Source organism: Bacteroides sp. AN502(2024) (genome assembly GCF_041227145.1).
Lineage (GTDB): Bacteria > Bacteroidota > Bacteroidia > Bacteroidales > Bacteroidaceae > Bacteroides.
The window spans coordinates 2224465-2238804 of the sequence record NZ_JBGFSP010000003.1 but is presented as its reverse complement, the minus strand read 5'-3'; the positions used below and the strand labels follow the sequence as shown (position 1 = coordinate 2238804).

Genomic DNA, 14340 nt, shown 5'->3' with positions numbered 1-14340 from the left:
GTATGAGATTAAATATCAGAAAATCAATAATTACAGGCATTTCTCTCGCTACATTGCTACCTGCATTCTCTTTATTGCAGAGTTGCGATGACAGTGAAGCAGAGAAATGGGTAGACCTGCGCTATAGAGTAGAAGACTCCTATCTGGTTGAAGCGAAAAATCCGGAACCAGTCTCCTTCCAGGTCAAGTCAACTGACCCGTGGGAAGTATTCGGAAAATATGATTGGTACACCATCTCACCCAGTACAGGTGAGGCAGGTGAGACCTACACCGTAACTGTTACCTGCAAAGAAAACACTGAATTGGACGACCGTATAGACACGCTCAACATTAAAAGTGACTACTGGACCGGAAAAAGATTCGTTCTGACCCAGAAAGGTACTGCTTACCTGAATGTAGAAGGCGTGGATATGATCGACCAGGAAGGAAACAGCGAAACATTCAGCGTACTCAGCAATCAGAAATGGACTGCTAAAGTAACAGACGGTGATGTTTGGCTCTCCATCCAATCCGGAGCATCGGGCGAAATGAACGGAGAAATTACTGTCACCGCTTCACCGAATACAGGCGAACAACGTACCGGTATTGTAACCATCTATGACCGGCACGGGAAAATAGCCAGAGAAGTACAATGTATACAAGACGGTGTATTGCTGACACCAGATACACCGGAAAACGGTAAGTGGTTTGCTATGTATGAACAGGCTCAGCAATTCACCATCCACGTAGAATCGAATGCAGAATGGGAAGTATCCAAAGAAAACGAAGCGGATGATACCTGGTATCACTTCGAAAAGACTTCATTCGACGGTTCTGCCGACATCGTGATTAACGTAGACGCACACGAAGGCTCTTCTGTCCGTACCGGAATTATCGTACTGAGCACCAAAGCTGCCGAAGGCGCTACTCCGCTTATGAAGACAATCAAGATTAAACAAGCGAATCCGCAAAGACCTGTGGTTACTGAAGTAAACAGATCCATCAGCGGTGCTTACTACGGACCGGGTGGTTTAATGCCGGGTCATTACAGCTTCTATTGGGAACCGCTTGGCGACGCCAGTCTGACTACTTTCTTCTCTTGGAGCGGAAAAGCATTTGACGGAGGAGACGTAGAACTTCGCTTCCATATTCTGAACAAACGGACTCAATTAAGTACAAGACCGTGGAACGGTGACGTATACAATGAGAACAGCGGCCGTGATGTAGATACCAGCAAGCCAAACGTATTATCATTCGAGATACGCGAAGCTATAGATGCCAATGATCCAACTCAATCATGGATCTACTCGGAATGGATTCTCAACGGTACAGTCATAGGAAAAGCAACCAGCGACGGTGTGATAGACGCTAACGGTACAAGTGATACTTACAAAGTACCATTCTCGGATACCAAAGATGGTGGTAATTTCTCGATGACAATTTCCGGCGGCAGTGCCACACTGACTAAATGGGAATACATCGCTCCACTAGTATGGGGAGACTAATTCTCTAAAGATAGTGATTGCCTGAACTCCCCCAATCAGGCAATCGCTTCTAACAAACTCAAAAATCAATAAAAAGAAAAGAGTATGATGAAAAGAAAAATATTACTTATACTGAACATGGCAATCATCGGATTTTCCACTGCTGCCTGTTCGGATGATGAGACCAATTACTTCACTCCGGAAAAGAAATATCCGCTCACCGCTTTTGCTGTAGCAGTAAATAATGTGTCAGCGAATACGACTTCCTATTATCATGGGAAGATAGACCAGACAACCCACAGAGTGGAAATCGGTACGATCGAGGATGCCAATACCATCACCGGCGTAGACTATACGCTAATGAGCGATGGAGCCACCATCTCACCGGACCCGGCAACATTTGTACACAACTGGAAAAAAGAACAGACAGTGACCGTCACCACCGAAGACAATCAAACAACGACCTATACTATCGTACTGACCAAGTTTGACGACACCATGAAGGACGTTCTCTTCATGGACGAGTTTGACGTGGACGGCAATCCGGACCCGACCAAATGGGTACTCTGCCAGAAAGCAGGCTCTGACTGGAACGACGAAATGTCCGAAAGTTATGATCAGGCTTACGTAAAAGACGGCAGACTGATACTCAAAGCTGAAAAAATAGGTGACGAATACAAAGCCGGAGGTATCAAGACACAAGGCAAGTTTGACTTCACCTTCGGACGGGTGGAAGTAAAAGCCAAAATCACCAGTTACCCCAACGGCGCATTCCCCGCTATCTGGATGATGCCGAAGAAATATATCTATGACGGATGGCCTAATTGCGGAGAAATCGATATCATGGAACATGTGAAACAGGAATCTGCGATCCATCATACGATACATACTCACTACACGTATGATTTGAACATCAAAGATCCGTCCAACACTACACAAGTAACTTGCAATTATCAGGACTGGAACATCTACGCTTTAGAATGGAGCGAAGACAAACTGACTTTCTTCGTCAATGGACAGGAGACTTTCTCTTATTCAAACCTGAAACTGGAGAATGAAGCAGAAATGAAGCAATGGCCGTTCACAAAAGATTCTTCATTCTATCTTATCCTGAACATGGGATTAGGAGGAGACAGACCGGGCTCATGGGCAGGTCCTATCGATGATGCCAACTTACCTGCCATCATGGAAATTGACTGGGTAAAAATAACCAAGTTAGATAAATAGGTTTTAAGGTAGGAGCAAAGTTTTTTAGGAACTTCTAAAGAAGGAGGAATGGAAGTATAGAGACTATTCAAAACTTTCATTCCTCTATTTGTTTTCGGGTATTAAATCTTTTTTACTTATTAAACATGAAACATTTATTATACGTATTATTAACGGCTGTAAGCATTTTATTCACTAGTTGCGGACCCTCTTCCAATACCAACACCCCACAGGAGCCCAATGTGCCTCAACCGCAGCCTCAGTCCCAACCGGAAGTCACCCAGAAAGTAATTATCGGCTACCTTGCGCTTGATGACTGGGAGTTTGAAAATTTATTTCCTACAATAGAATGGAAGTATCTGACGCATATCAATGCCAGCTTTGCAAGGGTAAAAGCAGACGGCACATTAAACATCGATCCTGTCCGGAAGAGGATTGAAAGTGTACGTGAAACGGCTCACAAGCATAAGAACAGTCCGGGAGAATTCACTACCGCCATCAATGATCCGAAAGCCAGAAAAGAACTGATACAGCAGATTATTGCATTCACTAAAGAATATAAACTGGACGGCTTCGACATCGATTATGAGGAATATGACAACTGGGATAAGAATTTCCCCTCATTATTGGTTTTTGCCAGAGGTTTATACCTGGCAAAAGAGAAAAATATGCTGATGACCTGTGCCGTCAACAGCCGCTGGCTTAATTACGGAACCGAATGGGAGCAATACTTCGACTATATCAACCTGATGAGCTATGATCGGGGAGCGTTTACCGATAAAACGGTCCAGCATGCTTCATACGATGACTTTGTGAAAGACCTCAAATACTGGAATGAACAATGCCGGGCATCCAAAAGTAAAATAGTGGGAGGGCTTCCTTTTTATGGATATTCCTGGGAGGAAAGTCTGCAAGGCGCAGTGGATGCCGTTCGTGGAATCCGTTATAGCGGCATACTCAAACATCTTGGAAACGAAGCAGCGGACAAGGATAATATAGGCAAGACTTATTATAACGGCCGCCCTACTATAGCCAACAAATGTAAGTTCATCAAAGAAAACGACTATGCCGGCGTGATGATCTGGCAATTATTCCAAGATGCCCACGATGATAACTATGACTTAAAGCTCATAAACGTTGTAGGCAGAGAAATGATGGGATAGACGAGCTTTACCGCTTTCTCTTATGCAGAAGAACCTATTCTGTCGTACTTTTCACCTATTGTTATCAGATTTTTAATAGGACATCTTCATCGTTCCACCCAAGTGGTCTGATCTCATCACTGTAGTGAACAGATCTCTCCACTCTGGTGACACGATCGTTTCACCCGGGTGGAACGATAAAGATGTCGGTAAGAAAACATAAGTATATAGGCTTGATATGGCAAAGATATAAGGTATCCGAGCTACAAAGTTCCTGTTATTTGAAACTGATATATGAGATATTACCCCTCAAAAGGTAGACAGTTTTACCTACTTACGCAAGGAAAGGGAATGAGAGATGCTCTGAAAAAGGATGAGAGATAAGCTAAATTGAAGGCATTTTGCGTAGAAAACAATGAGAGATACCTTATAGAAGAAGTATCTCTCATTGTATATCACACTGATTATATGCTATTTACCTCATATAGAATGAGAGTATGAGACTAATATTTATTTTTTTATTTCTAGTATATGTTCCTAAGTTCAAGTTATCAATGCGATTTACTTATCCTGCTTCCTATAAGCGGAAGGAATCTCTCCTTTAATAGACTTGAAAACCTTACTGAAATAACGCAAAGAAGAGAAGCCGACCACTTCGGAGATTTCAGTAATGTTCATGGTAGTAGTAGTAAGTAACACGATTGACTGCTCAATGCGCTGCTTATTCACATAGTCTACAATCCCCATACCCGTGATGGCCTTCACTTTATTGAATAATAACGAACGACTGATACACATATTAGTAGCTATAAACGCAACATCCAGATCCGGATTACTCATATTATCCGCAATCAATGTATTCAATTTCAGCAGGAAAGTCTCATCCGCATTACTAAAGCTCACTTCCTTATGCGTCAAGAGCTTATCATCTTTATATCTTGCCCGTATCTGTTCGCGCTGCCTCAACTGATTATGAATCAATGCCAGCAAACCGTCTATTTCGAAAGGTTTCGGCAAAAAGGCATCCGCTCCGGTCTTATAACCGGTATACATATTCTGAGAATTATGATAGGCGGTCAATAAGACAAAAGGAATATGGCTGATATCCAGATTAGTCTTCACTTCCCGACAAAGTTCAAACCCATTCATCCGGGGCATCATGACATCACTGATGATAATATCTGGCAATCGGTCTTTGATCTGTTCCAATCCCTCTTTACCATCCTTGGCAACATATACACGGGCAAAATAATTACTCAGCGTTTCTTTCAGATAACTTCGCAGTTCGGGAGTATCTTCTACCACCATCACTGAATATTTTTTCAGGAAGGTATAATCGATTCTATCTGGTTCATTCACTTCCACGCCTGTAGCTGCTTCCACAGAAGCCGGTTCCAGCTGTCCGCAAGTATCCGTGAATAAGGGTAGTTCAAAATAAAAGATTGCCCCTTTTCCCGCTGAATTCGAAGCGCCCACTCTTCCTTTATGGTGTGTGATGAGACTCTTCGCATAGGATAATCCGATGCCGCTTCCTCCTTTTTCATGTCCCCCCTGATAGAAACTGGAGAAAAGAGAGTCTGTGTCTACCATATTCAGTCCCATCCCTTCATCCCTGACAGAGATCCGAACCCAGTCTTTCTCTTGTGACAAGGTGGTAATCAGTGTAGTAGTGGTGCCCGATTCGCTAAACTTCAACGCATTCATCAGGAAGTTGGAAAGAACGAATTCACACTTATCCTGATCGAAAGGTACCCCTTTTATCTGTTCGTCCAACTCATATTCGAGTCTGATGCCTTTCACATAAAACTCATTGATGAACTTATCTCCCACAGAGCACACCCACTCATTCAAAGGATGCGGCAATATATGCAGCATATCTTTTCCTTCTTCCAGCTTCCTTACATCAAGTACCATATCAATAATATTCTTCATCTGGTATGCCTGCTTATAGATCGGAACCAACAACTTTTCCACATCCTGCTTGTCCGACTCCTGATTGATAATACGCTTCAATGGTGCACAAATCAGTGTAAGAGGAGTACGAAGTTCATGACTGATGTTCGTCAGGAAGTTAATCTTTTCTTCATACATCTTATTCTTCAGACGCATAATCTCCCGCTTCTGTTTGGCTTTCTTCTTGCGATAGAAGTAGTAGACAATGCTATAAGCCACTGCTCCCAACAATATATATAATCCCACATAGAACCAACTGGTCTTCCACCAAGGCGGAGCAACCACAACATGCAGAATGGGTTGTTTCATACTCCACCCTCCGTCACGGGTATAATAAGAAGCGGTAATCGTATACTCCCCTATCGGCAGATAATTGATAACCAAAGAGTTTGAATTGGAACTCGCCAATTCCTGATCGAGCCCCTCTATATTGAAACGAAAGAAATTCTTGCGGAACACATCGCTTTCATTCAGCAGAACTTTCAGTTGCAGGGAAGAAAAGTTCCAGGGAATTTGAATTGTTTCAGCCGCTTCATGCCGCTCTTCGGATAACGAAACAGGCAGACCGTTTAATAATACATCCAGCAGTTCGACCGTATAATCCGCATCTGTATCAAAATGAACGGCAGAATTTATCACCGTCATACCTGTAGTTCCACCGACAAAAATATCTCCGTTTTTGGTCAGAAGAGTAGCATGAAAGATGAATTCGTTAGGCAAAACTCCATCTACTTCCTCCAAGGTAGTAAAATTATGGATACGGGAAGAATAAACAAATAAATGACTTCTCGTTCCTATCCAGATTCGATATTGATTATCGGCAATAACAGAAGCTACATCCTGAAACAAGCTTGTATTTATCAGTTCACTCTTCCCTGTCCGTGGATCATAACGCACCAAACCTTCGGTAGAAGCCAGCCAAAAAATACCATCCTGATCCATAGAGGCGTCATTGATAGTGTATTGTCCTTGATAAATCGTCCGGAAAGTCCCTTCCGAAGAATCATACTCACAAATATTCTTCAGATCGGAAAGGTATGTCTTTGCACCTTTCGTAGCTATTATCAGTGGAGAATGACGCTCGTACTCTTCTCCCATAGTAGCCACTATATCAAATTTACGGGTGACCATATCATATATAAAAATATGCTGGGCACTGAAAAGAATTTTAGTCTTCGTTATCCGCTGGATATTGACAGAAAAACCATTGATACAGGTCTGATCATTCATTTCCTTGTCAATCAGCATAAAGGGACGTATCTGCCCCGTTTGCTTATGAAAGATAAAGAGTCCTTTATTAAAGGAGAAGAACAACAGTTCGTCAGGAGTATATTCCACAATGGAAACAACTTTCTCATATTTGGTGGCAGGATAATGTTTGAAGGTACCCGATACCGGATCAAACCGGTTGATACCTCCCCCATCGGTTCCCACCCAGACTATTCCGTCACTATCCTGAAAGAAACTATTAATAGTCTGGTTGCTTAATCCGTACAGATTGCCAAAAGGAACGTTCTGATAAGAACAGGCATACACATTCTTTATACCAATCAACCCTTTTCTGATACTGCCTGCCCACATATTATTGGCCGGGTCCAGATAGAGGCGGTATATAGTATTGGCTGGAAAGGAATGAACATCATCCTGTTTTTGCTGAATATTAGTAAATGAGAAATCATCTAAAGAGATTATATTGATTCCACCACCATCAGTGGCTACCCAAAGCTGATTATCTCTCTCTATAATATCATGAATGACATCATACGTCAAAGGAGAATTTGACGCCGTAAAGTGTTTTATCAGCTGGTCTCCCTGATAGCAATACAGTCCGTTACCATAAACACTTACCCACAGACGCTTGTAGGAGTCCAGATAGATACTGGTATAGTTATTTTCTGTAAACGACTCTATTTTCTTCACTTCATACGTCTTCATATTGAAGGAATATATGCCGTGCCAACGTGAATTGAGCAGGATATTCTCTTCATCATAACGTATCATCTGCCAAAAGGGATTGTAATAAACAGGGTCTTGCGCATAATACAAAGGTTCCAGCTTATTAGTGGCATAGACATATTTGTATATAGCTCCTGATCCTCCCAGTAAGATTCCTCCTTCAACCAATAAATAGGAAGCAACATAGATCGGTTTACCATTATTCGATAAAGTCCTGAAACTATCACTCCCTCTGTCGTAAAGGCAAATGCCATTCATCGTAGCTACCCATAGATTGCATAAAGAGTCCTCGGCGATAAAAGTGATATTGTTGGAAGGCAGTGTTCTTTCATCTCCCGGCCGATGCAGATATTGCTTCAGATGGTCACGGTCATAACAATTCAAACCGGATTCCGTACCAATCCAAAGATATCCCCGATGATCATTCAGAACACATTGTACTTTAGACCGTGAGAGTCCTTCCTTTATTCCGAGTTGTTTGTAATAATAATAAGGAGACTGGCTCAATATAGGTTGTGCAATACCTACAAAGAAAAACAATAGATATATTTTAAATAGAATCTTTCTCATAAATAGCCATATAATACTGTACAAAGGTGTAAATATAGGAAATTCTATTTAAATAAAACTGTTTTATATTAATTTCCCCTTAATTATATATAGAACATTTCTTTAATAATACTTGCACATACAAAAGAAATGCAGATTTACTCAAAACCTATTTTTTTCCAAAAAAATATTAGTTTCTCCTTATATTATAAGGTAGGGAGAATCTTTTTTTTTACTTTTGTCCCCGAATATTGTGGTACAAACCATTATAAAAGAAAGAATTATGCAGAAAAACCTTGTCATAGTCGAGTCTCCGGCAAAAGCAAAAACGATTGAAAAGTTTCTTGGGAAAGATTTTAAAGTCCTTTCTAGTTACGGTCACATACGCGATCTGAAGAAAAAAGAATTCAGTATCGACGTAGAGAAGGATTTTAAACCCAGCTACGAAATCCCGGCAGACAAGAAGGCGCTGGTCAACACACTGAAGGCAGAAGCCAAAGGGGCAGAAACCGTATGGCTCGCATCCGATGAGGACCGCGAGGGAGAGGCGATTGCCTGGCATCTGTATGAGGTATTAAAACTAAAACCGGAAAACACCAAACGAATCGTATTTCATGAAATTACAAAAAGCGCTATCTTAAAAGCAATTGAACAACCACGCGACATTGACCTCAACCTCGTAAACGCACAGCAGGCACGACGGATTCTGGACCGTATCGTAGGTTTCGAACTCTCTCCCGTGCTTTGGAGAAAAGTGAAACCGGCACTCTCTGCCGGACGTGTTCAGTCTGTTGCCGTCCGCCTGATCGTTGAACGCGAACGTGAAATACATGCTTTCCAAACGGAAGCCGCTTATCGCATCACTGCCGTATTCCTCGTCCCGGACACGGATGGAAAACCGGTGGAGATGAAAGCCGAACTGGCTCGCCGTATCAAAACCAAAAAAGAAGCAAAGGCTTTCCTCGCTATTTGTCAGGGAGCCAGCTTTGCAATCAATGATATTACAACCCGCCCGATTAAGAAAACGCCTCCTGCTCCGTTCACAACGTCTACTTTGCAACAGGAAGCCGCACGCAAACTGGGATATACCGTAGCGCAGACCATGATGCTCGCGCAGCGTTTATACGAATCGGGATTCATCACTTACATGCGTACGGACTCTGTCAACCTCTCGGAATTTGCAACGGTGGGCAGCAAAGACGCTATCATCAAAATGATGGGTGACCGCTACGTACATCCCCGCCATTTTGAGACTAAGACCAAGGGGGCGCAAGAAGCCCACGAGGCCATCCGTCCTACTTATATAGAAAACCAGACTATTGAAGGGACACCACAGGAGAAAAAGCTATACGACTTGATATGGAAACGCACCATTGCCTCACAAATGGCAGATGCGGAACTGGAAAAGACGACTGCTACCATCACCATAAGTGGCAGCAGTGATGTCTTTACAGCTATCGGTGAGGTGATTAAGTTCGACGGATTCCTGCGTGTATACCGTGAATCTTATGATGACGATAATGAACAGGAAGATGAGAGTCGTCTGCTTCCTCCTTTGAAAAAAGGTCAGCAGTTGGAGCATGGACCTATTATCGCAACGGAACGTTTCACTCAACGCCCTCCACGCTATACGGAAGCAAGCCTTGTACGTAAGTTGGAAGAACTGGGTATCGGACGCCCGTCTACGTATGCGCCTACCATCTCTACCATCCAGCAACGTGAATATGTGGAGAAGGGCAATAAAGACGGTGAAGAACGTCAGTTTAATGTCATGACATTGAAAGATGGTCAGATAGAAGACGAAAATCATACTGAAATTACAGGTGCAGAAAAGGCGAAGTTATTTCCAACGGATACCGGCACTGTGGTAAATGATTTCCTGACCGAATATTTCCCGGACATTCTGGATTTCAACTTTACCGCCACCGTAGAAAAGGAATTCGACGAAATAGCAGAAGGAGAAGTGAAATGGACCTCTATCATGAAGAACTTCTATGACAAGTTCCATCCGTCTGTAGAAAACACATTGGCTATTAAGACAGAGCATAAAGTAGGCGAACGCATTCTGGGAGAAGACCCGGAGACAGGCAAACCCATTTCCGTTAAGATTGGGCGCTTCGGTCCTGTTGTACAGATTGGTACGGTGGAAGATGAAGAAAAACCACGCTTTGCACCAATGAAAAAAGGTCAATCTATGGAGACCATTACATTGGAAGAAGCGCTGGAATTATTCAAATTACCTCGTACACTGGGCGAATATGAAGGAAAATCAGTCAGTGTAGGGGTCGGTCGTTTCGGTCCGTATGTCCTGCACAATAAGGTATATGTATCGCTCCCGAAAACACTTGACCCGATGGAAATTACTTTGGAAGAGGCAGAACAGCTGATTCTGGAGAAACGTCAGAAAGAAGCGGAACGCCACATCAAGAAATTTGAAGAGGAACCCGAACTTGAGATTCTGAACGGACGTTACGGACCTTATATTACTTATAAAGGTAATAACTATAAAATTCCTAAGGATATTGTTCCACAGGATTTAAGTCTGAATAGTTGTTTGGAACTAGTTAGGATACAAGACGAAAAAGCAACAACATCTACGTCTAAAGGAAAATTTAAAAGAAAAAAATAAGCCTCTAACAGAAATTATGTCTATATTTGTTGCAAAATAAAAAATGATGCCTATGAAATAAAAACAGCGTATTTGTACGCACATTATAAAACATTTTGGGAAAAGCGTTTAGCTTGCATTCTTGTTCTTGAAACTTCGACAATTTCAATTAACAACCAAGAGTAAAGCGATGACGCTCACGCCATACGGCGTGGGCTTTACTCGTATATTTGGTTGTTAGGTAGTCGAAGACCTCAAGAACAAATTGCAGAGTTTTGTCCGCGCTTTTTTTATGTGCGTACTCCAAACAGACAAAGGACAATACCTAATTATTGTTTAATGCCCCCAAGGGCGCAAAATCATGTATATTATGAAAAAATTATTTGCCTATTTAACTTGTGCGACATTATTATTGGGCACTGTTGCTGCGATTTCTTCTTGTAAAGATGATGACGATGATTGGAAAGGTTGCCAATGCATAGCCGAATATAGTGATGGTGAGGAAAGAGAAAATATCACTGCCGACGACGCACGCAAAGAAGGTGCCAACAGTTGCAAAGATCTAGAAAGAATAATATCTGAATGGGACGATGAATTAATCGACGTTACTTGTACCAATTTATAACCGAATAGTAAAAGAGAGAATGTGTAAACAATGAAACACATTGCTCTCTTTTTTCTTTATCTCTCATTATTTATGAAAAACGTTATTTGTATTTGTACACTTTTCACAGGTCTTTTCTTTTGCCTTTCAGGTATCGGAAAAGCAATAGATATCACAGAATTTGAGAAAATATTCTCTCAATACGGCTTACCTGATATTGCTTTCACCATCCCCATTCTGACATGGGTGGAAGTAGCATTAGGACTATTTCTGATTTTCAGAATCCGCCTGCGGGAAACAGCCTTCACTGCCCTCATGGTATTGGCAAGCATTACATTGGTATTTATGTACGGCTATCTATTCCGTGAGGTGGAAGACTGCGGATGTTTTGGAGCATTCTCCGTACTCAATTCTTCGTCAATTGCAACACTTATCCGCAATGTCGTTCTTGCTATTCTACTTATTATTATTTTCAAAAACAGCCATCAGATACCATCCGAGCCCTCTTTATCTTCAACACGATTGATAAAGGCTGCATTTATCCTCACCGTCATGAGCTGTGTGATCTATTTATCTGGCTACACAGCACATTACAAATTCAAATTTCACCATCCAAAGGAATATACAGAAAATTATGTAGGCAAACCCGTCTGCCAAACACCATTAAAAGAACTTATCACGACTTCAAAAGATTCTACTTACTTTGTGTTTGTATTCTCTTATGGATGCCCTCATTGTTATAACTCTATCGAAAATTTAAAAGAATACGAAACATCCCAAATCGCAAATAAAGTCATCGGACTATCTTTCATAACAGATACGGCACAAGTCGCACGTTTCTCCCGGATATTTCATCCCTCGTTTCAAATACAACACGGCACAGCGCAACAATTGATGAAAATCACGGATACTTTTCCCGTCTCTTATTATATCTCAAGCGATACGGTACGCATGAGAGTCAGAGGTGAACTCCCATGCGCTTATGTATTACAAAAACAAAAGAAAGCATTACATCCGTGAAGGAACTTCAATACCCAGCAGATTCATTCCTAAACGAACCACTTTGGCTACATTGGCAGACAGAGCGATACGGAATACTTTCACCGCCTCATTCTCTTCATGCAAAATGCTGAAGTCGTGATAGAACTGGTTGTATTCTTTCACCAGGTCATAGGTATAATTAGCGATAATAGAGGGGCTGTAATCTTCACCGGCTTGTTTTACAACCGCAGCAAAATCGGCCACCATCTGAATCAGCCCTTCTTCCTTCTCACTCAATTCAATACCGGCCGGAATCTGTTCGGGAATGACAATACCCGATTCGGCAGCTTTGCGAAGTACGGACTGGATACGTGCATAAGTATATTGAATGAACGGTCCTGTATTGCCGTTGAAGTCGATAGATTCTTTCGGATTGAATGTCATATTCTTACGGGCATCGACTTTCAGAATGAAATATTTCAACGCACCCAGGCCGACAATACGGGCAATATCATCCGCTTCTTCCTGTGTCAAACCATCCAGTTTACCAAGTTCTTGTGAAGTTTCTTTAGCAGTGGCAATCATTTCCTCCATCAAGTCGTCAGCATCAACTACCGTACCTTCACGGGATTTCATCTTACCTTCCGGCAGTTCCACCATTCCGTAAGAGAAGTGCACCAGGCTCTTGCCCCATTCGAAACCGAGCTTATCGAGCAAGATAGACAGTACTTGGAAGTGATAGTTCTGTTCGTTACCCACTACATAAATCATCTTATTAATCGGATAATCGGCAAAACGAAGTTTAGCCGTACCGATATCCTGCGTCATATAGACAGAAGTACCGTCACTACGAAGAAGAAGTTTATGATCCAGTCCTTCGGCAGTCAGGTCGGCCCATACGGAACCGTCCTCCTTCTTGTAGAAGAAACCTTTTTCCAATCCTTCCAGTACCTTTTCTTTGCCTTCGAGATAGGTATTGGATTCATAATATATCTTGTCGAAGCTAACGCCCATCTTCTGATAGGTTTCATCGAATCCGGCATATACCCAGTTGTTCATCATTTCCCACAATCCGCGTACCTCCGGATCGCCGGCTTCCCACTTCACCAGCATTCCCCGGGCCTCTTGCATCAATGGAGATTCAGCTTCTGCCTTTGCTTTAGCTTCATCGCCACTCATTCCCTGCGCTGTAAATTGGGCCGTCAGCTCCTTTACTTCTGCTTTATAATGCTTATCGAAAGAGACATAATAATCGCCTACCAAATGGTCGCCTTTCTTCCCGGAAGTCTCCGGAGTTTCACCGTTTCCATATTTCTTCCATGCCAGCATGGATTTACAGATATGGATACCACGGTCGTTTACGATATTAGTCTTTACCACCTTATTGCCATTTGCCGCCACAATATTTGCCAATGCATTCCCCAAAAGGTTGTTACGCACGTGTCCCAGGTGAAGCGGTTTGTTCGTATTCGGAGAAGAATACTCAATCATCACCAACGGAGCACCTTCGGTAGCCTTTACCAAGCCATATTGTTCGTCAGCATGAATCTCATTCAGCAACTGAATCCACGTAGCTGATGCGATAGTCAGGTTCAAAAAACCTTTTATCACATTAAAAGCAGCTACTGCCGGTTCGTTAGCCTTCAGATATTCGCCAACCTCCTGCGCCGTCTGTTCCGGACCTTTTCTCGACATCTTCAGAAAAGGGAACACGACCAGTGTCAAATGTCCTTCAAATTCTTTCTTGGTCTTTTGAATCTGCACCATTTTTTCAGGGATTTCCTGACCGTAGAGTGCCTTCAGTCCGCTAATGACGGACGCTACAAGTTTATCTTCTATCTTCATAATCAATTGTTTCTTGCGCGCAAAGATACAAAA

Annotated in this window: 8 protein-coding genes; 6 read left to right on the top strand and 2 right to left on the bottom strand. The window is 42.3% G+C overall.

Going from position 1 to position 14340, the window contains the following annotated elements; all coding sequences use genetic code 11:
- Positions 1-2 precede the first annotated feature (2 nt).
- The 3 genes from AB9N12_RS08480 to AB9N12_RS08470 all read left to right on the top strand — a co-directional run bounded on the left by AB9N12_RS08480 (position 3) and on the right by AB9N12_RS08470 (position 3832).
- Positions 3-1484: a BACON domain-containing protein gene (locus tag AB9N12_RS08480; RefSeq protein WP_369891377.1), complete on the top strand. Its 1482-nt coding sequence runs from the start codon at positions 3-5 to the stop codon at positions 1482-1484.
- An 84-nt stretch (positions 1485-1568) separates the two neighbouring features.
- On the top strand, positions 1569-2690 hold the full coding sequence (locus AB9N12_RS08475; protein ID WP_369891375.1) for a DUF4971 domain-containing protein: 1122 nt from the start codon (positions 1569-1571) through the stop codon (positions 2688-2690).
- A gap of 125 nt (positions 2691-2815) precedes the next feature.
- Positions 2816-3832: a glycosyl hydrolase family 18 protein gene (locus AB9N12_RS08470; RefSeq protein WP_369891373.1), complete on the top strand. Its 1017-nt coding sequence runs from the start codon at positions 2816-2818 to the stop codon at positions 3830-3832.
- 540 nt (positions 3833-4372) lie between these two features.
- Here the strand turns inward: AB9N12_RS08470 and AB9N12_RS08465 are convergent.
- On the bottom strand, positions 4373-8290 hold the full coding sequence (locus AB9N12_RS08465; RefSeq protein WP_369891371.1) for a two-component regulator propeller domain-containing protein: 3918 nt from the start codon (positions 8288-8290) through the stop codon (positions 4373-4375).
- A gap of 262 nt (positions 8291-8552) precedes the next feature.
- On the opposite strand from AB9N12_RS08465, the gene topA reads away from it, so the two are divergent.
- From topA to AB9N12_RS08450, 3 genes are all read left to right on the top strand, one after another.
- Positions 8553-10898 (top strand): type I DNA topoisomerase, encoded by a 2346-nt coding sequence (gene topA / locus AB9N12_RS08460; RefSeq protein WP_369891369.1) that lies wholly within the window; start codon positions 8553-8555, stop codon positions 10896-10898.
- Between the two features lie 349 nt (positions 10899-11247).
- A complete protein-coding gene (locus tag AB9N12_RS08455) occupies positions 11248-11502 on the top strand; it encodes a hypothetical protein (RefSeq protein ID WP_369891367.1) in 255 nt (84 codons plus the stop codon).
- Between the two features lie 72 nt (positions 11503-11574).
- A complete protein-coding gene (locus tag AB9N12_RS08450; RefSeq protein ID WP_369891365.1) occupies positions 11575-12501 on the top strand; it encodes a DoxX family protein in 927 nt (308 codons plus the stop codon).
- Here AB9N12_RS08450 and argS read toward each other — a convergent pair.
- Positions 12490-14307, bottom strand: a complete 1818-nt coding sequence (argS, locus tag AB9N12_RS08445; RefSeq protein WP_369891364.1) for an arginine--tRNA ligase — start codon at positions 14305-14307, stop codon at positions 12490-12492. The genes AB9N12_RS08450 and argS overlap by 12 nt on opposite strands.
- Between the last annotated feature and the right edge of the window lie 33 nt (positions 14308-14340).